Source organism: Sphingopyxis sp. Geo48 (genome assembly GCF_949769155.1).
GTDB lineage: Bacteria > Pseudomonadota > Alphaproteobacteria > Sphingomonadales > Sphingomonadaceae > Sphingopyxis.
On sequence record NZ_CATKPA010000003.1, the window covers coordinates 79,087 to 100,612 of the forward strand.

21 protein-coding genes and 1 tRNA gene are annotated in these 21,526 nt (G+C 67.9%); 10 read left to right on the top strand and 12 right to left on the bottom strand.

The genetic code is table 11. The annotated features are described in order from the left end of the window. The first annotated feature begins 125 nt into the window (after window positions 1–125). The 5 genes from hemC to QOL79_RS11925 are packed head-to-tail and all read left to right on the top strand — an operon-like array spanning window position 126 to window position 5,040. Window positions 126–1,079 carry a hydroxymethylbilane synthase gene (gene hemC, locus QOL79_RS11905; protein WP_283419725.1) on the top strand — a complete coding sequence of 318 codons (954 nt, stop codon included), beginning with the start codon at window positions 126–128 and terminating at the stop codon, window positions 1,077–1,079. After that, the gene (locus tag QOL79_RS11910) at window positions 1,076–1,762 is read left to right on the top strand and encodes a uroporphyrinogen-III synthase (RefSeq protein ID WP_283419726.1); all 687 of its coding nucleotides are present in this window, start codon (window positions 1,076–1,078) and stop codon (window positions 1,760–1,762) included. Before hemC ends, QOL79_RS11910 begins: the two co-directional genes overlap by 4 nt. A gap of 19 nt (window positions 1,763–1,781) precedes the next feature. Next, window positions 1,782–2,681 (top strand): mitofilin family membrane protein, encoded by a 900-nt coding sequence (locus tag QOL79_RS11915; protein ID WP_283419727.1) that lies wholly within the window; start codon window positions 1,782–1,784, stop codon window positions 2,679–2,681. Window positions 2,682–2,719: 38 nt separating this feature from the next. Beyond that, window positions 2,720–3,922 carry an acyl-CoA dehydrogenase gene (locus QOL79_RS11920; RefSeq protein ID WP_283419728.1) on the top strand — a complete coding sequence of 401 codons (1,203 nt, stop codon included), beginning with the start codon at window positions 2,720–2,722 and terminating at the stop codon, window positions 3,920–3,922. Continuing rightward, window positions 3,922–5,040: a CaiB/BaiF CoA transferase family protein gene (locus tag QOL79_RS11925; RefSeq protein WP_283419729.1), complete on the top strand. Its 1,119-nt coding sequence runs from the start codon at window positions 3,922–3,924 to the stop codon at window positions 5,038–5,040. Before QOL79_RS11920 ends, QOL79_RS11925 begins: the two co-directional genes overlap by 1 nt. A 49-nt stretch (window positions 5,041–5,089) precedes the next feature. Here the strand turns inward: QOL79_RS11925 and QOL79_RS11930 are convergent, their stop codons facing one another. Continuing rightward, window positions 5,090–7,438 (bottom strand): TonB-dependent receptor, encoded by a 2,349-nt coding sequence (locus QOL79_RS11930; RefSeq protein WP_283419730.1) that lies wholly within the window; start codon window positions 7,436–7,438, stop codon window positions 5,090–5,092. Window positions 7,439–7,652: 214 nt separating this feature from the next. Between QOL79_RS11930 and QOL79_RS11935 the strand changes: the two genes are divergently transcribed. Then, window positions 7,653–8,294 (top strand): TetR/AcrR family transcriptional regulator, encoded by a 642-nt coding sequence (locus tag QOL79_RS11935; RefSeq protein WP_058454298.1) that lies wholly within the window; start codon window positions 7,653–7,655, stop codon window positions 8,292–8,294. Window positions 8,295–8,424: 130 nt separating this feature from the next. On the opposite strand, the gene metW is transcribed toward QOL79_RS11935, so the two are convergent. Together metW and metX are read right to left on the bottom strand one after the other, a co-directional pair. Further along, complete coding sequence (metW, locus tag QOL79_RS11940) at window positions 8,425–9,021, bottom strand: methionine biosynthesis protein MetW (RefSeq protein ID WP_204993615.1); 597 nt, start codon at window positions 9,019–9,021, stop codon at window positions 8,425–8,427. Beyond that, window positions 9,015–10,136, bottom strand: a complete 1,122-nt coding sequence (gene metX / locus QOL79_RS11945; protein ID WP_283419731.1) for a homoserine O-acetyltransferase MetX — start codon at window positions 10,134–10,136, stop codon at window positions 9,015–9,017. The genes metW and metX overlap by 7 nt, the downstream gene beginning before the upstream one ends. A gap of 79 nt (window positions 10,137–10,215) precedes the next feature. On the opposite strand from metX, the gene hisC reads away from it, so the two are divergent. Further along, complete coding sequence (hisC, locus tag QOL79_RS11950; protein ID WP_283419732.1) at window positions 10,216–11,331, top strand: histidinol-phosphate transaminase; 1,116 nt, start codon at window positions 10,216–10,218, stop codon at window positions 11,329–11,331. Further along, window positions 11,328–12,233, top strand: a complete 906-nt coding sequence (locus tag QOL79_RS11955; RefSeq protein ID WP_058454405.1) for a prephenate/arogenate dehydrogenase family protein — start codon at window positions 11,328–11,330, stop codon at window positions 12,231–12,233. Before hisC ends, QOL79_RS11955 begins: the two co-directional genes overlap by 4 nt. A gap of 39 nt (window positions 12,234–12,272) precedes the next feature. Here QOL79_RS11955 and QOL79_RS11960 read toward each other — a convergent pair whose 3' ends face one another. From QOL79_RS11960 to ftsE, 4 genes are read right to left on the bottom strand one after another with little or no spacing between them, the layout of a single operon-like run. Then, a complete protein-coding gene (locus QOL79_RS11960) occupies window positions 12,273–12,995 on the bottom strand; it encodes a lysophospholipid acyltransferase family protein (protein ID WP_283419733.1) in 723 nt (240 codons plus the stop codon). A gap of 11 nt (window positions 12,996–13,006) precedes the next feature. Further along, window positions 13,007–13,537, bottom strand: coding sequence for a YdcF family protein (locus QOL79_RS11965; RefSeq protein WP_282950404.1), 531 nt, complete (start codon window positions 13,535–13,537; stop codon window positions 13,007–13,009). Then, entirely contained in the window at window positions 13,534–14,439 is a 906-nt protein-coding gene (locus QOL79_RS11970; RefSeq protein WP_204993564.1) for a cell division protein FtsX, read from the bottom strand. The genes QOL79_RS11965 and QOL79_RS11970 overlap by 4 nt, the downstream gene beginning before the upstream one ends. 7 nt (window positions 14,440–14,446) lie before the next feature. Continuing rightward, complete coding sequence (gene ftsE, locus QOL79_RS11975) at window positions 14,447–15,169, bottom strand: cell division ATP-binding protein FtsE (protein WP_282950403.1); 723 nt, start codon at window positions 15,167–15,169, stop codon at window positions 14,447–14,449. 261 nt (window positions 15,170–15,430) lie between these two features. Here ftsE and QOL79_RS11980 point away from each other — a divergent pair, with 261 nt between their 5' ends. After that, a complete protein-coding gene (locus QOL79_RS11980; RefSeq protein WP_283419734.1) occupies window positions 15,431–16,243 on the top strand; it encodes a zinc-ribbon domain-containing protein in 813 nt (270 codons plus the stop codon). A gap of 31 nt (window positions 16,244–16,274) precedes the next feature. On the opposite strand, the gene QOL79_RS11985 is transcribed toward QOL79_RS11980, so the two are convergent. Beyond that, a complete protein-coding gene (locus tag QOL79_RS11985) occupies window positions 16,275–17,336 on the bottom strand; it encodes a YeiH family protein (RefSeq protein WP_283419735.1) in 1,062 nt (353 codons plus the stop codon). A gap of 101 nt (window positions 17,337–17,437) precedes the next feature. On the opposite strand from QOL79_RS11985, the gene QOL79_RS11990 reads away from it, so the two are divergent. Then, window positions 17,438–17,514, top strand: a tRNA-Arg gene (locus QOL79_RS11990). A gap of 5 nt (window positions 17,515–17,519) precedes the next feature. Here the strand turns inward: QOL79_RS11990 and QOL79_RS11995 are convergent. The 4 genes from QOL79_RS11995 to QOL79_RS12010 all read right to left on the bottom strand — a co-directional run bounded on the left by QOL79_RS11995 (window position 17,520) and on the right by QOL79_RS12010 (window position 21,467). Further along, window positions 17,520–17,882, bottom strand: coding sequence for a hypothetical protein (locus QOL79_RS11995; protein WP_283419736.1), 363 nt, complete (start codon window positions 17,880–17,882; stop codon window positions 17,520–17,522). Between the two features lie 224 nt (window positions 17,883–18,106). Next, window positions 18,107–19,621, bottom strand: coding sequence for a bifunctional 3-(3-hydroxy-phenyl)propionate/3-hydroxycinnamic acid hydroxylase (locus tag QOL79_RS12000; protein WP_283419737.1), 1,515 nt, complete (start codon window positions 19,619–19,621; stop codon window positions 18,107–18,109). Then, a complete protein-coding gene (locus QOL79_RS12005) occupies window positions 19,618–20,451 on the bottom strand; it encodes a fumarylacetoacetate hydrolase family protein (RefSeq protein WP_283419738.1) in 834 nt (277 codons plus the stop codon). Before QOL79_RS12005 ends, QOL79_RS12000 begins: the two co-directional genes overlap by 4 nt. Further along, window positions 20,448–21,467, bottom strand: a complete 1,020-nt coding sequence (locus tag QOL79_RS12010) for a VOC family protein (protein ID WP_283419739.1) — start codon at window positions 21,465–21,467, stop codon at window positions 20,448–20,450. The genes QOL79_RS12005 and QOL79_RS12010 overlap by 4 nt, the downstream gene beginning before the upstream one ends. Window positions 21,468–21,526: the final 59 nt, after the last annotated feature.

Sequence of the window (21,526 nt, forward strand, 5' to 3'; positions counted from 1 at the left end):
GCGCGCCCTTTACCCGCCCCATTGCGGGCAGGGCAAGGGAGAGAGAGATGCGAGCCTTTCCCCGCCGAAAACCGGATTGGAAAAACCGGTTCCCACTTTTTCGGGAAATGCTCTAGCGCGTGAATATGGCTTCGATTCCGCTTCCGACAACTGCCCGCCCGCTGCGTATCGGCACGCGGGCCTCGCCGCTGGCGCTCGCGCAGGCGCATATGGCCGCCGCCGCACTGGCCAAGGCCCATGCGTTGGCGCCCGAAGCGCTTGAAATCGTGGCGATGACCGCGACCGGCGACAAGATCCAGGACCGCGCGCTCGCCGAGGTTGGCGGCAAGGCGCTGTGGACGCGCGAACTCGACGCCGCGCTCGATGCGGGCGCGATCGATATCGCGGTTCATTCGTTGAAGGATGTGGAAACGATCCGCGACGCGCGTTTTGCGTTAGGCGCGATGCTCGAGCGTGCCGATCCGCGCGACCGGCTGGTGGTGCGCGGCGGCGTCACGGCGACGACGATTGCGGACCTGCCGCACGGCGCGCGGCTGGGGACGAGCAGCCCGCGGCGCGCGGCGCAGGTCAGGCGGCTGCGCCCCGACCTGGTGACGATGCTGCTGCGCGGGAATGTCCAGACGCGGCTCGCGAAGCTCGCAGCGGGCGAGGTCGATGCGACCTTGCTCGCGGCGGCGGGGCTCGACCGGCTCGGCATGCACGACATCGGGCAGGCGCAGGCGATCGACCTGCTGCTGCCTGCCGCCTCGCAGGGGGCGATCGGTATCGAGTGCCGTGCGGATGACGCCGCGACCTTCGCACTGCTCAAGACGATCGACCATGCGCCGACGCATCGCGCTGTGGCGGCCGAGCGCGCGTTGCTCGCTACGCTCGGCGGCGATTGCCGTTCGCCGGTCGCGGCATACGCACACTGGCTGGACGATGGCGCGCTTCGCCTCGACGCCGAAATCTTCTCGGACGACGGCGCGGAGCATGTGGCGGGCCATGCGCTGGTCACCGGTCGCGGCGATGCCGAGGCGCTGGCGCATCGCCTACTGGACGAAGCTCCGGGCAGCGTGCGGCGCCTGTTCGCCGTATGATTGGCGGCCTGCCGCTGCTCGTGACGCGCCCCGAGCCGGGATGCGCCGCGACGGTGGCGCGGGCGCGGACGCTGGGGCTCGATGCGCGGCCGCTGCCACTGTTTGCGGCGCGGGCGCTCGAATGGGTAGCGCCCGATACGCGCGACCATGACGCGCTGCTGCTGACGAGTTCGCAGGCGGCACGGCTGGGCGGGTCCGGGCTCGCCGCGCTCGGGGCGCTTCCGGTTTATGCGGTGGGCGAGGCGACCGCCGCTGCGGCGCGCGATGCGGGGTTCGGCGTCGCTGCCGTCGGCGAGCGCGACGCCCAGGCGCTGCTCGACGGCATGGCGTCATCGGGAAAGCGGCGAATCCTGTGGCTTTGCGGGCGCGACCGTACGGCGTTCGCGACCGCGCTGACGGTGACGGCGCTGCCCGTCTATGCGGTCGATCCGGTCGATCCGGCCGCCGGTTGGCGCGATTCGGTCGCGGCGCCGGCGGTGGTCCTTGCCCACTCGGCGCGGATCGCGGCGCGGGCCGCCGACCTCGCCGGAGCGGCGGTTAAGCATTTGACCTTGCTGGCGATCAGCGCCGCGGCCGCCGATGCGGCGGGTGATGGCTGGGCGGAAAAGGCGGTTTCGCCGCGCCCCGATGATGCCGCGATGTTGGCAGAGGCGGTCCGTTTGTGCCACAAGGGTCGCCAATAGGGTCGTTCGAAAGAGACACATGACAATCGAAAGCATCGACAGGCCGGCGTCCTCGGACGACGTGGCCCCGGTGAAAAGACTTTCGCTCCGCGCGCTGTTCATCGGTGCGGTGCTTCTCCTGATCCTGGGCGTGGTCGGCGGCGGCTGGGCGATGAGTCGCTGGCTGGCGAGCGAGAAGCCCCCGGTGACCGTCGTCAGCGACGAACCGGCGGTGGGCGGTGCGCTCGCCGCGATCGGCCAGGCCGAGGTGGCGGCTGGCGGGCAGGTGGCCGCGGCGCCCGCAGTCGACGGCGCAGGCGGTCTCGCGGCGCGGGTCGCCGAACTCGAACAGCGGCTGTCGCGCATCAACCTGCAGGCCGAATCGGCGTCGGGCAACGCCTCGCGCGCCGAGGGGCTGCTCGTCGCTTTCGCGGTGCGGCGCGCGCTCGATCGCGGGTTGTCGCTCGGTTATCTCGAAGCGCAGCTTCGCCTGCGTTTCGGCGACGACCAGCCCAATGCGGTCAAGACGATCATCGAAACCTCGCGCGAGCCGGTGACGCTGGAGCAGCTGCGCGCCGAACTCGACGCGATCGCGCCCGAACTTGTCGGGCGCAGCGGCGACAAGGGAAGCCTGTGGACCGGCCTGCGCCGCGAACTCGGCGAATTGTTCGTCGTGCGCCCGGCGGGCACGCAGTCGCCGCGCGCGACCGAGCGGCTCGAACGCGCGCGCCGCTATCTGGCCGGCGGCATGGTCGACCAGGCGATTACCGAGGTCGAGGCGATGCCCGGCGCGGCGGAGGCGGGCGACTGGCTGATCGACGCGCGCCGCTATCACGAGGCGCGGCGTGCGCTTGACCTGATCGAGACCGCCGCGATATTGGAGCCGCGCGACGGGGCCGCCGTCGCGATGGCCCGCGATCCGGCCGAAACGACCCCCTGAGCGCGCCCGCGGGCACGCCCCAAGAGAAAGCCCGACCCATGGCCCTCGCCGATCCGCAGCGCATCGAGGCGCTCGACCCGTTCGATCCGCTCCAGCTCGCCGACCAGCTCAGCGAAGAAGAGCGGATGATCCAGAGCGCGGCGCGCGCCTATGCCGAGGGCGAGCTGCTTCCGCGCGTGACGTCGGCGTTCCTCGAAGAGCGTTTCGACCGTGAGATCATGTCGGAGATGGGCCAGCTCGGCCTGCTCGGCGCGACGATCGATCCCGAATATGGCGGCGCGGGGCTCAACTACGTCTCCTACGGGCTGATCGCGCGCGAGGTCGAACGCATCGATTCGGGCTATCGCTCGGCCTGTTCGGTGCAGAGCAGCCTCGTGATCCATCCGATCAACGCCTATGGCAGCGAGGAGCAGAAGCGGAAATATCTGCCCGGCCTCACCTCGGGCGAACTCGTCGGCTGCTTCGGCCTGACCGAGCCCGACGCGGGCAGCGACCCCGGCAGCATGCGCACGCGCGCCGAGAAGATCGCGGGCGGCTATCGCCTGAAGGGCGCGAAGATGTGGATCACCAACGCGCCGATCGCCGATGTCTTCGTCGTCTGGGCGAAATCGGACGCGCACGACGGCGCGATCCGCGGCTTCATCCTCGAAAAGGGGATGAAGGGCCTGTCGGCGCCGAAGATCGAGGGCAAGGTCAGCTTGCGCGCCTCGATCACCGGCGAGATCGTGATGGACGGGGTGGAAGTCGGCGAGGATGCGCTGCTGCCGCACGTCTCGGGCCTCAAAGGCCCGTTCGGCTGTCTCAACCGCGCGCGCTACGGCATCGGCTGGGGCGCGATGGGCGCGGCCGAATTCTGCTACGAAGCGGCGCGCAACTACACGCTCGAGCGCAAGCAGTTCGGGCGCCCGCTCGCGGCGAACCAGATCGTGCAACTGAAGCTCGCCAACATGCTCACGGAAATTTCGATGGGGCTGCAGACCGCGCTGCGCGTGGGGCGGCTGATCGACGAGGGGCGGCTGGTTCCCGACGCGATCAGCCTCTTGAAGCGCAACAATTGCGGCAAGGCGCTCGATATCGCGCGGGTTGCGCGCGACATGCACGGCGGTAACGGGATTTCGGCCGACTATCATGTGATCCGTCACGCGGTGAACCTCGAGACGGTGAACACCTATGAGGGCACGCACGACGTCCACGCGCTGATTTTGGGCCGCGCGATCACCGGCATCCCCGCCTTTTTCTGATGCGGCCGCTCGAGGGCCTGCGCGTCGTCGAACTGGCGCGCGTGCTTGCGGGGCCGTGGTGCGGGCAATTGCTTGCCGATCTCGGTGCCGAGGTGGTCAAGGTCGAGCGGCCGGGCGCCGGCGACGACACGCGCGAATGGGGTCCGCCCTTCGTCACCGGCGCGGACGGCGCGAATCTGGGCGCGGCCTATTATCACAGCACCAACCGCGGCAAGCGGAGCGTCGCGATCGACATCGCGAGCGCCGCCGGGCAGGCCGAGGTACGCGCGCTGCTCGCCGATGCCGATGTCGTGATCGAGAATTACAAGGTCGGCGGGCTCGCCAAATATGGGCTCGATCCGGCGCGGCTTCGGGCGGATTTCCCGCGGCTGATCGTCTGTTCGATCACCGGCTTCGGCCAGACCGGGCCCTATGCGCACCGCGCGGGCTATGATTTCATCGTCCAGGCGATGAGCGGCTTCATGTCGCTGACCGGCGAGCCCGACGGCGCGCCGCAAAAGGCGGGAATCGCCTATGCCGACATTTTCACCGGCATGTATTCGGCGGTCGCGATCCTCGCCGCGCTGCGACGTCGTGACGTCACTGGAGCGGGCGTGCATATCGACATGGCGCTGCTCGATTCGCAGGTCGCGGTGCTCGCCAATCAGGCCGCGAACTATCTGGCCAGCGGGGTATCGCCCAAGCGCATGGGCAATGGTCACGCGAATGTCGTGCCCTATCAGGCGTTTGCGACCGCCGACGGCCAGCTTGTCGTCGCGGTCGGCAACGACAGCCAGTATCGCAAGCTCTGCGCGATTCTCGGCGAGCCGCAGTGGGCCGACGATGCGCGCTTCGCGAACAATGCCGCGCGGCTCGCGAACCGGGCGGCGCTGATCCCGCTGCTTGCGGCGAAGATCGCCACCTGGGACGCGCAGCCGCTGTCGCTCGCGCTCGAGGCCGAAGGTGTGCCGGCTGGGCCGATCAACGACCTCGCCGGCGTCTTCGCCGATCCGCAGGTCGTCGCGCGCGGAATGCGCTTCCGGCCCGAAGGCGCGTCGATCGACGGCGTCGCGAGCCCGATCGTCATCGACGGCGAGCGGATGGTCGCCCCGACCGGGGCGCCGCCACTCGCCTCATAAAAAAGGGGGCGCCCGAACGGACGCCCCTTTCCCCCTTATTGCCTTGCGATCAGAATTTGACCGTGCCGGTCACGAACACCTGGCGCGGGTTGCCGTAGAAGGCGGTCAGCGTACCCTCGGTCCCCAGCGCCGAGGTCGGCAGGCCGTTTGCGCCGAGGATCGGCACGCCGGTAACCGGGTTCACGCCGATGAAGGTATAGCCCGACGTCTTGTAGTGCTTGTCGGTCAGATTCTTGCCGAACACGCCAAGGCTCCAGCGGCCTTCGGGCGCGGTGTAGACGAGGCTGGCGTCCCACAGCGCGAAGCCCTTCTGGTCGATATAGGGGTTCGGGATTTCGAACTGGTTGGTCTTGCTGCGGTACGACAGCGTCGTGCCGAAGCTGATGTCGCCCTCGCCGATCGGGGCCGAATAGGCGAGCGTGCCGCTGGCGGTCCATTTGGGCGTGTTCTGGACGCGGCGGAAATCGGCGACGTCGGTCGGCACGCCGGCGATATTGGTGACGAAGCGCTTGTACTGGGCATCGATATAGCCGAGCGCGGTGGACAGCGTCAGCCGGTCGCCAGCCGCCGCCAGATCCTCGCCCAGCCGCGCGCGGCCCTCGAACTCGAGGCCCTTGAAGGTCGCCTTGCCGGCGTTCGACACGATGCCGCAGAAGCTGGGCAGACCGCCGACGGTGCAAGCGACCGAGCCGGGGATCTGGACGTCGGTATAGTCGGCATAGAAGCCCGCAATCGCGACGTTCAGCCCACCGTCGAACAGGCTGCCCTTGTAGCCGAGCTCGTAGCTTTCGACCTTTTCGGGGCGGAAGCTCAGGAAGGCGGCGATTTCAGCGTCGCTGCGCGTGCCGTTGCCGTCGAGGTCGGGCGCGTTGGCCCCGACGCCGCGCGGATCGAAGCCGCCGCCCTTGAAGCCCTGCGAATAGCTTGCGTAGAGCGTGTGATCGGGCGTGGGCTTGAAGGTCAGCGAGGCGCGCGGGGTGAATTTGTTGAACTTGCGGCTGCCTTCGAAATCGGTGCCCGGCGCGCCGAAGGGAACGCCCGCGCCGCCGAACACCGGCGAGCCGCCGCCGAGATAATTCTGGCGCAGGATCGAGGCCTCGCGCTTGTCCCACGTATAGCGGCCGCCGAGCGACAGGCTGAACTGGTCGGTGAAATCATAGGTGAAATCGCCGAACACCGCCGCGGTCTTGGTATCGACATCGGCCTCGGTGAAGGCGGTCAGCCCGGCAAAGGTGTTGAAGATGCGGACGTCGAACAGCGTGTCGGCGGTCGCGTCGAGATAATAGAAGCCAAGCAGGCCTTTCAGCTTGTCGCCTTCGTACAGGAGCTGGAATTCCTGGCTGACCTGTTCGTTGAAATAAAAGCCGGGAACGTCGACGTCGACCGCGGGCAAAGCGTCGAAATCGATCGGGGTCGCCGACTTGTCCTTGCGCCAGGCGCTGATCGAGCGGAGCGTGACCGTGTCGCTGAGTTCGGCGGTGACGTTCATCGCAAGCCCGTAAGCCTCGATGCTCTGCTTGGGATCGACGAGACCGCCGCGGCTGTCATAGACGTCGTCGAGGACCGGCGCGTTCGTCGCGAGGCTGGGAATCAGGCGGTGGCCGCCGCGCGGATCGCTCTTGTCCTTGCTATAGTCGCCCGAGATGCGGATCAGCACCGGCTCGCCATAGCCGCCGAACTCGACGGTTCCGCGACCGGCCCAGACATCCTTGTTGTAATTTTCGAGGCCGGTGGTGAGATTGTCGCCGAAGCCGCCGCGCGAGAGTCGCGCGACCGAGCCGCCGATGCGAAGCAGATCACCGATCGGGGTGCTCGCGGTAACGATCAGATCGGCCTGCTTGTAGGTTCCGAGCGTGCCCTTGATCTTGAGCGAGAAATCCTGCGGCAACGGGGCGGTAACATATTTGACCGCGCCGCCGATGGTGTTGCGGCCATAGAGCGTGCCCTGCGGCCCACGCAAAATTTCGATGCGCTCGACGTCATAGATGTCGAGCACTGCCGCCTGCGGACGGTTGAGATAGACGTCGTCGAGGTAGAGGCCGACGCCCTGTTCGAAACCCGACACCGGATCCTGCTGGCCGACGCCGCGGATGAAGGCGGTCAGCGTCGAGTTCGAGCCGCGCGAGACCTCGAGCGTCGTGTTCGGAGTGGTCTGGCCGATTTCGGTGATGTCGATCGCGCCGGCCTTTTCGAGCGCTTCGCCCGAATAGGCGGTGATCGCGACCGGAACGTCGATCAGCCGTTCGTCGCGGCGGCGGGCGGTGACGATGATCTCTTCATCGCCGGCATCGGCACTTGCGCCTTCTTCCTGGGCGAAGGCGGCGGGCGTGAAGGCGAGGATCGAAAGCGCGCTCGTTGCATAGACGGCACGGCGCAGCTGGCGGGCGAAAGGACGCATGAAAACTCTCCCATGTGGCGGACGACCCCTCGCCGTCCCTCCTCTTTTCTTGGGCCCGGTCTTGCCAAGCCGCGCGCCACCCAATAATGAAACATGAACCAAGTTTCAACTTGGAATGTGAAACCGCTATGTTTTGCCTGCCGGTGATGCGAAAAGGTCACGCTGGCGGCAGCCCTAGGAGGGGCAGGCGGACAGGGGACGGGAAGGCAAGGCAATGGATCAGCCGCGCTCATCGGCGCCGCTACGGGCGGAAGAAACGGGGAATCCCGACAAGACACCGCGCACCGAGCGCGGGCGGCGGACCTTGCGCAAGCTGCTCGACGCCGCGGCGACCGAGTTTGGCGAGCGCGGGTTTCACGATGCGTCGATCAGCGGCATCACGCGCCGCGCCGGCACCGCGCTCGGCAGTTTCTACACCTATTTCGATTCGAAGGACGAAATCTTCCAGGCGCTCGTCCGCTACATGAGCGAGCAGTTGCGCGACCATGTCACCCCGCGCGTGCAGGCGGCGCCCGACGAGATCAGCGCCGAGCGGATCGGCCTTGAATCCTTCCTCGGCTTCGTGCGCGAGCACAAGGAAATCTATCGCATCATCGACGAGGCCGAGTTCGTCGATTACGCAAGCTATCGCCGCCACTATGAAACGACGGTCGAACGTATGCGCCAGCGGTTGGAAGCCGGCGCGGCGCGCGGCGAGATTCGCGCGGATGCGAGCGAGGTCCATGCCTGGGCTATCGCGGGGATGAACGTGTTCCTGGGGATGCGCTACGGATTGTGGGATGCCGACGCCGACATCGCCGATGTGGCGCGGATCGCCAACGACATGCTCGCGAACGGACTGAAGAAGCGGGATTGAGTTCTCCTCCCTGTGCCGCAAGCATGGGGAGGTGGCAGCGCGAAGCGCTGACGGAGGGGCCGGTGCCTCTCGCCCCTCCACCGTCCTGCGGACGGTCCCCCTCCCCACGGCTTCGCCGCAGGGAGGATTTTTAACCGCGCGCGATCAGGAAGATCGCGTGCTCGGCGCGCCAGCTCGCGGCGGCGTCGCTCGTCGGCTTGTCGCCCGACAGATACCAGGCGCCCTCGACCCGGATGCCCTTTTCGCGCAGCAACTCGCGAAAGTCGCGGACGGTCACATGGTGGATGTTCGGCGTCTCGTACCAGGCGACGGGCAGCAGCCGCGTCACCGGCATCCGCCCCGTCCACAGCAGCGACAGGCGCACGCGCCAGTGCGCGAAATTGGGGAAGCTGACGAAGGCGCGCGGCGCGATGCGGAGCAGTTCGCCGACGACGCGGTCGGGGCGTTCGGTCGTTTGCAGCGTCTGCGACAGGATGGCATAGTCGAACGCGTCGTCGGGATAATCGGCGAGGTCGCGGTTTGCGTCGCCCTGCACCACCGACAGCCCCTGCGCCATCGCTGCCTCGATCGCCGCAGCGTCGATTTCGAGCCCGCGCGCGTCGATCTGCTTTTCGGCGCGCAGCTCGGCCATCAACGCGCCGTCGCCGCAGCCGATGTCGAGCGCGCGCACGCCCGCCGGAATCGCATCGGCGATGATGCGCAGATCGGGGCGAAGTGCGCTCACCAGCCGGCTCCGAGCGCGCCCGCCATGATCCGGTCGAGCGCGGGAACTTCGAGCAGGAAGCTGTCGTGGCCGAAGGGCGCCGACAGTTCGACGAAGCTCGCTGCGGCGCCAACCGAATGGAGCGCCTGGACGATGCGCCGCGATTCGGCGGTCGGATAGAGCCAGTCGGTGTCGAAGCTCACCAGCGTGAAGCGCACATCCTTGGCGTTCGCGAAGGCACCTGCAAGGCGCCCGTCGTGCGGTTCGGCGAGGTCGAAATAGTCCATCGCGCGGGTGATATAGAGATAGGCGTTGGCGTCGAAGCGGTCGGTGAACGCCAGCCCCTGGTGCCGCAAATAGGATTCGATCTGGAAATCGGCGTCGAAGCCGAAACTCTTGATGTCGCGCGCCTGCAGCCGGCGGCCGAACTTCTCGGTCAACCCTTCCTCGGACAGATAGGTGATGTGCGCCGCCATGCGCGCGACCGCGAGGCCTTTTGTGGGTGCGCGCGCGCTGCCGTAATATTGGCCGCCCTGCCAGTCGGGATCGGCCATGATCGCCTGCCGCCCGACCTCGTGGAACGCAATATTCTGCGCCGAATGGCGCGCTGCACTGGCGATCACGATCGCCGAGCGCAGCCGTTCGGGATAAGAGGCAGCCCACGCCAGCGTCTGCATACCGCCCATCGATCCGCCGATGACGGCATGAAGCCGCTCGATCCCCAGATGATCGAGCAGCATCGCCTGCGCGCGCACCATGTCGGTGATGGTGATGACGGGGAAGGCCATGCCCAGCGGCGCACCGGTCGCGGCGTCGGGGGTCGCGGGGCCGCTCGACCCCATGCAACTGCCGAGGACGTTGGCGCAGATGACGTGGAAGCGATCGGTGTCGATGGGCTTGCCGGGTCCGACCATCCGCGCCCACCAGCCGGGCTTGCCCGTCGCGGGATGGTCGCTCGCGACATATTGGTCGCCGGTGAGCGCGTGGCAGATCAGCACGGCATTCGACCTGTCGGCGTCGAGCGCGCCATAGCTTTGCCAGGCGATCGTCACCGACGGCAGCGACTGGCCGCTGTCGAGCGGCAGGGCCGCGGGAATCGTCACGCTCTGGTGCTGGATCTGGTGAAGCAGGCTTGCCATCGTGCGCGCGGGGCTAAGCGGGCGCGGACAGGCTGTCAACGTGCTGGACTTGGGGCGCACAGCCGCTAAACGGCGCGGCATGACCGACGCGACCCCGACCCTCACTCCGAAGCCGTGGATCAGCGGCATCGCACCCTATGTGCCCGGCAAGTCGGCCGGTGCCGACGGGCGCCCGCTGATCAAGCTCAGCGCGAACGAAAATCCGCTCGGTACCGGGGACAAGGCGCGCGCGGCGTTCGCGGCGTCGCAGGCGGCGGCCGACGCGCTGTCGCGTTACCCCGACCCGGGTGCGAACGAGCTGCGCGCGACGATTGCGGCGAAGTTCGGGCTCGACCCGGCGCGGGTCATCTGCGGGAACGGCTCCGACGAGCTGCTGCACCTGGCGGCGGGCACTTATGCGGGGCCGGGCGACGAGATTCTCTATGTGCGCTATGGCTTCGCGGTCTATGAGATCGCGGCGCGCCGCGTCGGCGCTACGCCGGTCGAGGCCGACGATCGCGACTATGCGACCGACGTCGATGCGCTGCTTGCGGCGGTGACCGACAAGACCCGCGTCGTCTATCTCGCCAACCCGAACAATCCCACGGGCACGCTCGCGACGCGCGAGGATGTGCAGCGGCTCTATGCGGGGCTGCCCAAGGACGTGCTGTTCGTGATCGACCAGGCCTATAGCGAATATCTTTCGGCGGCCGAGGACGATGGCGGACTCGAACTGGCGAAGACGCAGCCGAATGTCTTCGTCACGCGCACCTTCTCGAAGATCCACGGCCTTGCCGCCGAACGGATCGGCTGGGGCTATGCCGCCGCCGAGGTGATTTCGGCGCTGCACCGTATCCGCCTGCCGTTCAACGTCACGCGCGCGGGGCAGGCGGCGGCGATTGCCGCGCTCGGCGACGAGGATTTCGTCGCAAACAGCCGCGACCATAATGCCAGGTGGCGCGCGTGGCTGGCGCAGGAGCTCGAAAGCCTCGGCAACCATGGCGTCCGCGTCGTGCCGTCGGCGACCAACTTCCTGCTCGTGCTGTTCGAGGGCGAGGTCAGCGCCGAGACGGTCTATAACCGGCTGATGGACGCGGGCTATATCGTCCGCTGGCTACCGGGGCAGGGGATTCCGCAGGCGCTACGCATGACGATCGGTACCGAGGCGGAAACGCGCGGGCTGGCGGCGGCGATCCGCGCGGCGCTCGCCGGCTGATGGCGATCGAGCGGGTCACGGTCGTCGGGCTGGGGCTGATCGGCTCGTCGATCGCGCGCGCCGCGAAGGCGCGGCTGCCGCAGGTGACGGTGACCGGCCATGACGCCAGCGCCGATGTGCGCGAAGAGGCGCGGGCGCTCGGGCTGTGCGATACGATCGCCGACGATCCCGCCGCGTCCGTCCTGGGCTCCGACCTCGTCATTCTCGCGGTGCCGGTGGGGCGGATGGCCGATGCGGCCGCCGCGATCGCCTCGGGACTGAAACCCGATGCGATCATTTCCGACGTCGGCTCGTCGAAGGCGGGGGTCGCCGATGCGCTGGCGAAGGCGCTGCCCGACCATGTCGTCATTCCCGCGCATCCGGTCGCGGGGACAGAGAACAGCGGACCCGCCGCGGGTTTCGCGACCCTGTTCGAGGGACGCTGGTGCATCGTGACGCCGGGCGCGAGCGCGCCCGCCGACGCCGTGGCGGCACTGTCGGGCTTCTGGGAAGCGCTCGGCGCCAAGGTCGACACGATGGATGCGGCGCATCACGATATGGTGCTCGCGGTGACCAGCCACCTGCCGCACCTCATCGCCTATACGATCGTCGGCACCGCGAGCGAGCTGGAGGAAGTGACCGAGAGCGAGGTCATCAAATATTCGGCGGGCGGCTTTCGCGACTTCACACGCATCGCGGCGAGCGACCCGGTGATGTGGCGCGACGTGTTCCTGGCGAACAAGGATGCCGTGCTCGAAACGCTGCAGCGCTTCAACGAGGATCTCACCGCGCTCCAGCAGGCGATCCGCCGCGGCGACGGAGCAAAGCTCGAGGACTGGTTCACGCGCACCCGCGCGATCCGGCGTTCGATCATCGAACAGGGGCAGGATGATGCCGCGCCCGATTTCGGGCGGCGGCATTGATTTTCCGCTGACACGGAAAGCGGCAGCGGGCTGGTGCCGCTATCTGGCCGAAAGCAGCGCCTCGGGCGGGTTCAGCGCATTGATGGCGCGCCAGACCCGCTCCTCGGCCTCTTCGCGCGGCAGGCCGGCAGGAATCGTCTCGCCGATCCGGTAGGTGATCGTGCCCGGCCATTTGACCCAGCGGCGCGGCGGATAGACGAGGCCGCTGTTCACCGCGACCGGGATCACGGGAACGCCGAGCATCCGGTAAACGCCCGCGAAGCCCGAGCGGAGCGGCGGCGCCGACCCGTGCGGCACGCGCGTTCCCTCGGCGAACAGGACCAGCGGACGACCCTTCGCCAGCGCGGCCTTGGCGGCGTTCAGCATCGCGCGCATCGCCTTGCCGCCGCCGTCGCGGTCGACCGGGATCAGGCCATAGAAGCGCGCCGCCTGCCCCCAGACGGGGATCGAGAACAGCTCTTCCTTCGCGAATACCGCCGGATGCCTGAACAGCATCGGCTGTTCGATCGTCTCGAACGCGCCCTCATGCTTGAAGACGTAGAGGACGGGGATATCGGGCATGTCGCCATCGACGACGATCCTCTGCCCGAGCACGAAGCGGCAGATCAGCCGGTGGAATTGCGCCCAGATGCGCACGAACCAGATCGTCGCATGGTGCGAGACCGGCAGCGAAATGACGGCGCCGATCGACGAGATGCTGCTCATGATCACGAACAGCAGCCAGAAGAGGATCGAGCGGAGAAGGGCGATGGTGTAGCGCATCGGCGCGGTTTCTAGAGGCCGAGGAGCCCGCCCGCCAGCCCGGCGAGATATTTATGATATTCGCGGAACAGGGTCGCGAAGTTCGGCTGGCTGCGCACCGCGTCGGGGACGATCCGAACCGTGTCGCCGACCGCGCGGCCGATCTCATATTCGGCGCGGCGCATGTGCCAGTCGGTGGTGATCAGGCGGATGCTCTTGTAGTTGCGCCGCTGGACCCAACTCGCGACCTCGGTCGCGTTCGAGCGCGTATCCTCGGCCTCGAACCCCAGCGCAATGCAGCAGTCGAAAAGCTTTTTGGAGCGCTTGTATTCGGCGGCGAGTTCCCCGGGCTTCACCTCGCGCGCGACGCCGCTGATCAGCAATCGCTTGGCATCGCCTGCCTCGAGCCGTTCGAGCGCGCGGTCGATCCGGCCGGGTCCGCCGGTCAGGACGACGATCGCGTCGGTCTTTTCGGCGGGTGCGGGCTGCGGCAACAGCAGCGCAAACCAGGCGAAGCCGAGCACCCAGGCCAGGAAGATGAGCGAAATCAGGCGCTTGATCATAGTATCTTCTGGAGGGCGGCAAGCAGGGTCAGCCGCGCGGTCAAAGCTGCGAGCGCGATAGCCAATAGCGGCAGCGCCAGCAAGAGCGTCCAGCCGGCGGGGCCGAGCGACGCGGTCGCGGCGAGCCCCGAGGTGACCCCCGACCATTGCCAGCCGATCAGCAGCAGGATCAGCGCCGCGACGACCGTGCCGAGCGCGATGCCATAAGCCGTGTCGATCGCGATCCGCCGCTGGAACAGCCGCGTGATCTGCTGGTCGGTCGCGCCGATCATGTGGAGCATCTCGATTGTCGCATAATGGGTGCCAAGCGCGGCGCGCGCCGTCATGATCACGACCGCGGCGCTCGCGAGCGTCATCAGGACGACGAGGCCCCCCGCGACCCAGGCGAGCGAACGGATCAGCCGCGCGACGGGGCCGAGCCATTCGGCGTGCGGGATGATCCGCGCGCCGGGTGCCTCGCGCGCCACCAGCGCGCGGAGCTGGCCCATGTGGCGCGCACGGTCCTCGCCGACGAAATCGATGTCGATCAGCGCGGGGAGCGGCAGCGACTGCAGCACCGGGTCGTCGCCTTCCGCACCGCCGAACCATTGGCCGAGCGTCGCCTTCAATTCCTCCTGTTCGACCGCGCGCGCCGAGCGGACGAAGGGCTGCGCGGCGGCCGCGCGGCGCAAGGCGACGGCCTGTTCGGCGCGGGTGACGGGGTTGGCGGTAACGATCTGCACCGTCACGCGCCCCGCGATCGCGTCGCCGATCGCATTCGCCGAGCGCGCGAGACCGACACCCGCTGCCGCTGCGAGCAGGGTGAGCAGCATCAGGATCGCGATGACCCACGGCGTCGGCCCCGACAGGCGGCGGTCGGGGAGCAGGCGGCGGTGCTGGACGGGAACGCGGGGGATGATCATCGGCGCGTCACGATCGGTTCGGCGGATAGCGCAGCGCGCCGGTCGGGTCGGACAGGCGCCCTTTTTCAAGGCGCATCATCTGCGCATTCTCGATGCGGCTGATCAGGTGGATATCGTGCGTCGCAACCACGACAGTGGTGCCGAGGCGATTGAGCGCCTCGAACAGCCCCAGAAGGCGCGTCGCCATCTCGGGATCGACGTTGCCCGTCGGTTCGTCGGCGACGAGAAGCTGCGGCCGCGCGATCACCGCGCGGGCGATCGCGACGCGCTGTTGCTCGCCGCCCGAAAGCGTCGGGGGATAGGCTTCGGCGCGCTCGGCGAGACCGATCCAGCTCAGCATCTCGCCGACCGGGCCCGACAGATCCTCCTCGCTCACCCCCGCGATGCGTAGCGGCAAGGCGATGTTGTCGCGCGCACTGAGGTGCGGGATCAGCCGGAAATCCTGGAAGACGACGCCGATCCGGCGGCGGAAGCCCGGCAGGCGGTGGCGCGGCATCGACACCAGGTCCTCGCCGAACAGCCGGACGATCCCGCGGCTCGGCCGCTGCGCGAGATAGAGCAGCTTGAGCAGCGAGGTCTTGCCCGCGCCCGATGCGCCGGTGAGGAAATAGAAGCTGCCCGGCTGGAGGTTGAAGCTGATGTCGGACAGGATTTCGGCATCGGGGCCGTAGCGGAGCCCGACGCCGCTGAATTCGACCATCGCGCCGCCAGACCGGGGCGTCGACGTCATGACGCCCCCATGACGCGCGCGGGCGCGCGCGACGAACCGTGGATGATGGCAGCCCCGACGCTCATGCGCCCGGCTGTTACATGCCTGTCCACAGAGGTAAAGTGCTCTGTTTCGCAGGAGGCGGCGCCGGCCCGTTCCCCCGCCCAACCTCGCGATACGATCTGCTCTGGGAGGCTGGGCGGGGGAGTGGGCCGGCGCCGTGACAAGCTGCGCGTAACGCAGAGCTTGCCACGCGCGAATCGGCATGTTTAGAGGGGAGCCATGATCCTCGCCTGCCCGTCCTGCCATACGCGCTATGTCGTCCCCGACACGGCGATCGGACCCACCGGACGGACAGTGCGCTGCGCCAATTGCCGGCACAGCTGGTTCCAGGAGCCCGCGGCGCCCGCCGCCGCGGCTCCACCGACCCCGCCGACCCCGCCGCCGGTGGCCGAACCGGCCGCGGCCGGGCCCGCGCCGGTCGTGCGCGAGCCCGATCCGTCGCCTGCCGCGCCGCCGCCCGAAGCGGTGCCCGAACGACCGGTTTTCGTCGAAGAGCCCGTCGCGGCTGCCCCGCCGCCGCCGCCCGAAGCCTTTGCCGCGCCCGAAACGCCGGTGATCCAGCCGCCGGCGGAAGACGCTCCGCTGCCCTTCCGCCGCCCGCGCCGCAACCCGGCGCGGCGCTGGACGCTGATCGCGGCGAGCGCAGCGCTGTTGATGCTCGCCGCGACCGGCGCGCTCTACTGGTTCGGGCTGCCCGGCTGGGCGCAGGGCCTCGGGATTCCCGGGATGACCGACGAGCCCGATCTGGTGATCGAGCTGCCGCCGAACCAGGACCATCGCGAACTGGCCGACGGCACCATCTATTTCGCCGCGTCGGGGGTGATCATCAACCCGACCGATCGCGAACAGCGCGTGCCGCCGATCCTCGCCGAACTGCGCGATGCGCAGGGGACGATCGTCTATAGCTGGACGATCAAGCCGCCGGTGCGGATGCTGCCGCCGAACGAGAAGGTCAATTTCAGCGAGGCCAAGCTCGATATTCCGCGCCGCGCCACGCAGCTGACGGTGAGCTGGGCGCTACCGAAGAGCTGATATCCCAGAGTGTTACGGTGACGTCACGGCGTCACAGGCTGATCGCGGCGGCCAGCGAAAACAGGAAGCTGGTCAGCGTCGCGACGACGATCGGGGCGAAGCTGCGCCACCCCTGATCGAGCAGCAGGTGCAGCCGCGCCTTCATCGCGGTCGCGACGATCGCGAGCAGCAACAGCGCCTGCGCGGCGGTATTCGCGGCGCCCTGCACGGGCTTCGGGATCGCGACCAGCGAATTGACCGCGGCGACGGCAAGAAAGCCGAGGATGAACCACGGCAGACGCAGCGGAATGCGCGTGTTGGTATTGGCCTCGCCGCTCCGCGCCAGCCACAGCCCGACGAGCATCAGCATCGGCGCGAGCAGCGCGACCCTCGCCAGCTTGACGATCGTCGCGACCTCGCCCGCTCGAGCGGAAAAGGAGAAGCCGCCGCCGATCGCCTGCGCGACGTCATGAATCGATGCGCCGATCAAAAAGCCTGCCTGCTGGTCCGACAGGCCGAGTTCGGTCGCGAGTATCGGGTAAAGCGTCATCGCGAGTGCGCTCGCGACCGTGATGCCGACGAGCGTCAGCGTGAAGCGCGCCTGGTCGACGCGCTTGTCGCCGATCAGCGAATAAAGCGCGAGCGCCGCCGACGCGCCGCAGATCGCGGTCGCCCCGCCCGCGAGCAGCGCCGAATGCCTGTCCTGCCGGAACAGACGCGCGCTTGCGACGGTCGCGACGATCACCGTGAGCATGATGAGCACGAGCAGCGCAAAGGGCAGCGGCCCCAGCTCGACGAGTTGTGTGGCGGTGATCCGCGCGCCGACGAGGACGATCCCGATCCGCAGCGCGGTCTGCGACATCAGGTCGAGCCCCGCGTGCGTCCGCTTGTCCTGCGACAGGAAGCTCATCGCGAGCCCGATCAGCAGCCCCATCAGCACCAGCGGTGCGGCATAATGGTCGGCGAGCCACGCAGCGGCGAGCGCGGCGATGGCAGTGACGAAGGCGCCGGGTAGATAGTCGCGCAGCCGTCGCTTGGCCGGGGGCGCCGCCTCGAGCTGCATTTCGCCATACAGGTCGGCCGCCATCGGCCAGCTCTGCTCGGATGCGCGCATACGCTTTCCCCCAAATCGCCGCCCGCTTCGCACATCTGCGCGCGGCGGTCGATAGGCCATTGCTGGCGGCGTCCTTGCTTGCTAGAGGCCGCGCTCTACCGGCACCCGTAGCTCAGCTGGATAGAGCGCTGCCCTCCGAAGGCAGAGGTCACAGGTTCGAATCCTGTCGGGTGCGCCACTTCACTACAGAACTGCGGACGCCGCCATATCCACCCTGGAGGCGGTTACCAAGCTCGGACGCAGTTCCGATCTCGATCCCATGATGCGAACTTCGTCGTCTGCGACCTCGACGCGCTGAGCGAAGGCGCGCAGCTGATCCGGTCGATAGCCGCCCGCTTCCATACGCAGGCCGTCGTGTGCAGCGATGGTGGCGTTGACATATATAATCCGGTCGGGGTCTTCCAGATCGTGTCGGTATCGCGCGGCGGTCAACGACCCCGCGCTGGCCGATCTGCGGACCCCGGCTTTGACGATTATCCCTTGTTCGCCAAGCCGCCGCCGCTCGATCATGGCTATTTCGAAGCCTTCAACCGCGATAACGTGCATCCCGTCGACATCAAAAAAACGCGAACCGCCGGTCGAGATAACCGAGACGCGAGTGCGGACGACGCTGAACGCATATGAATTCGACATCATCGTGCTGGCGACCGGCTTCAAGGCCTGCACCGGCGCGCTCGAAGCCTTTCCGATCCACGGCGAGGGCGGCCGGACGAAATGACTCTTCCTTCAGGCTCGTCACCGCGAGCCTGAAGCACGGCCATCATCTGAAATCAATGGACCCCGCCCCGGCCGTTGCGTGTCGCCGGATGCCCGCGGAGATCGGCAAGATAACGAGCCGTCAGTTCGCCCACCGGCCCGCTGCCGAACACATAACGGTCGGCTCGGACGAGTACCGCGTCGGCGCCATGCTTATCGAGCCAGTGCCGGACTTCGGCGCCAAAAGGTTCGATGTCGTCGAGCGAAAAGCAGGGCACCGCGCCGCTGGACGGCGAGGTTTCCCGCGCGACGATCCAAGGCCCCGGGCCCAGCAGGTCGTCGAGCCGGCTCGGCCCCGCTTTGGGCTGCGGGAAATAGCTTCCTGCGCCCGGAGTGCCCGCGTCGATGAGGCCCGTCAGAATATCGGGATAAGCCGTTGCCCCGGCCGGCTCTGGATTGGCAGCGCGCGCCGCGAGCATCTGCGCGTCGCGGGCGGCCGCCGCGTCGGGATCGGTGATGCACACCGTCCGACCCATCATCATCGCAAGACCGATGATCGCGCGGACGTTGGGCTCGCGCTCGGGCTGGTAGGTTTCGAGGATGGGCACTGCCGCCTCGCCCCTTACGACAGCGGCGAGTTTCCACGCGAGATTGGCGGCGTCGCGAATGCCCGAACACAAGCCCTGACCGGCAAACGGCGGCATCTGGTGCGCGGCATCACCCGCGAGGAAGATGGCGCCCCGCTGCCACTGTTCGGCGATGCGCGCCGAAAAACGATAGACCGCCTTGCGTTCGATTTCGACCGCGCCCGCGACATCCCAAGGGTCCAGCAGTCGCCCGATCATGGCGTCGTCGAGGAGGTCGTCGGGCCTTTCACCCGGCTTCACCATGAATTCCCAGCGGTGACGCCCTTCGCCCATCAGCACGCAAGTCGTCGGCCGCGCGGGATCGCAAATCTGCAGATTGACCTCGGGAAGCCGCGATACGTCGCTTACGGTCGTGTCGACGATCAACCAGCTTTCGTCGAAATCGAGGTCGTCGATGCCGATGCCGGCAAGGTCGCGCACGGTGCTGCGCGCACCGTCGGCACCGACAAGAAAGCGGGGCCGAACGAGCTGCGCGCCTTGCTCCGTCTCGAACTCCGCCGCCGGAGCGTCGCAACTGCCGCCGAGGCCGGTCAGTCGCCATCCCGCGCGCAGCCCTATATTCGGCTGTGCCGCAACGGCCTCGCGCAACAGTCGCTCGATCGAAGGCTGATGGATCATGTTCGCGCTATGCCAGCCGCCAGCTGCGATCCGGTCCGCCCCGTCGAGGCGAAGCAGCACCTGCCCGTCGGCGGTCAAGAAATCATAGCGCGGGCTGTGGCGGCACGTCGCGACGATGGCTTCGGCGATGCCGAGTTCCTGAAAGACGCGGAGGATCTGGTGATCGATATGCGCGGCGCGCGGCAGGGCGTAAGGCTCGGTGGCGCGCTCGGCGACGATGACCGTCACGCCGCGCCGCGCAAGCAGCAGCGCAAGCGTGAGCCCGGTTGGCCCAGCGCCGACGATCAGGACGTCGCAATGTTCGGCTTTGGGGCTGCCGCTCACGCCTCCGCCTCCATCACCCCCTCGATCGCGCCGAGGCCGTCGATTTCGCAGCGCACGACGTCGCCGGGCTTCAGGAATTGGCGCGGGTCCATTGCGGCGCCGATGCCGCCCGGCGTGCCGGTGAAGATGAGATCGCCGGGTTCGAGCGTCATCGCCGCCGAAAGATGCTCGATCTGCTGCCACAGGTCGAAGACCAGATGACGGGTGTTCGAAGATTGGCGCAGCTCGCCGTTCACGAGGCAACGAAGGTCCAGGGAATGCGGGTCGACTTCGTCTGCCGTCGTGATCCAGGGCCCGATCGGGGCGTGCGTGTCGAACGACTTGCCGAGCGACCATTGTGGCCCCGCGTGCTGCCACATGCGTTCGGTCACATCGTTGCCGACGCAATAGCCGAAGATATGCTCGTGCGCCTGCGCCGCGGGAATATGCTTGCCGCGCTTGCCGATCACCGCGACCAGTTCGACCTCATAGTCGGCGGTGAAGGTGTTTTTCGCGATCAGGATCGGCGCGAAGGGGCCATTGATCGAGGTCTGCGCCTTGGTGAACCAGACCTGCCGCTGCGGCGTCTCCATCTTCGATTCGGCGATATGGTCGGCATAGTTGAGGCCGATCGCGAATATCTTGCCGGGGCGCGCGATGGGGGCGGTCAGTGTTACCGCGGCAAGCGGTGCCGCGCCGCGGTCGTCGAGGGCGTCGAAGGCGGGGCGCAGCTCGTCCCAGCGCGCGATCAGGTCGATCATGCTGCCGGCGAAGCCGGTGTCGACGATCGTCTCGCCGCGAACGATGCCGATGTGCGCGACGCCATTCTGTTCGTAGGTTGCTATCTTCATGCTGCGATATCCTTGGGTTTGCGGCGGAAAAGCGCCTTGAAACGAAGCCGGAGGGCAAGCAGCCTGCCGATGGTCTCGGGTTTCGGCGCGCGCTTGCCGGCGAGCGCGGGGAAGGGCGCACCCCATTGCACGTCGAGCAGTTCGCGCATCGTCGACAGGCGCGAACCGTCGGCGGCGGCGAACAGGTCGCCGTCGGTCCAATGCTCGAGTTCGTGCCCCCAGGGATCCTTCCAATAGTCGAAGATCTGGCTGCCGAGCACATGGCGCCCGACGCCCCACGCGGCGGTGCGCCCCGCGCGCTTCAGATGCTCGTGGCCGGCCATCAAATCGTCGAGACCCTCGACCTCGAACGCGGCGTGGTTGAAGCCGGGGCCGGGCGGCAGCTGGGCGAGGAACAGTGTGTGGTGATCGGTCGGCGTGTCGCCGCGGTCGCAGCGCATGAAGGCACCGATCGCGAGCCCCGGCGCCGCCTCGATCTCGTCGGAGGTGATGAAGCCGAAACGCGCCTTGTACCACGCCTCCGACCGGCGAAAGTCGGCGACGTTCAGCACCACATGACCGAGACGCCGGACGCGCGAGGGTCGCTGGGCGATACGTACAGGCGCGCGCAAGCGGCGGCGCGCCGCGACCGAATTGAAGGGGGTTTCGCGGTCAGGTGCGACCGGCTCTCGCCATGCCTGTCCGGCGACGGCTTCGACGCGGTTGCCATCGGGGTCGGTGAGGCGGACGACATGGCCGCCGCCCGGCGCGGTCGATGCCTCGACCGCGACGCCATCGGCGGCCGCCAATGCCTCAAGGTCGGCGAGGCTGCCGACGCGAAAGGCGAGCCCGGCGAAGCCTGCATTACCCGCGACCGTCGCGTGGGCAAAGGGCGCACCGTCGGACCCGCGGCCGTAGAGCACGCCCTGCTCCTCTAAACAGGCGAGCCCGAAATCCTCGAGAAATTTCCGCATCGCGCCGAGGTCCGGCGCGGCGAAGCGCACATGCGCGATATCCTCTGCCCGTGTAATGCTCATCGTTCGAGACTCGCTGTTGACTATTTGGTCAACTTAGCCGATATGACCATTTAGTCAAC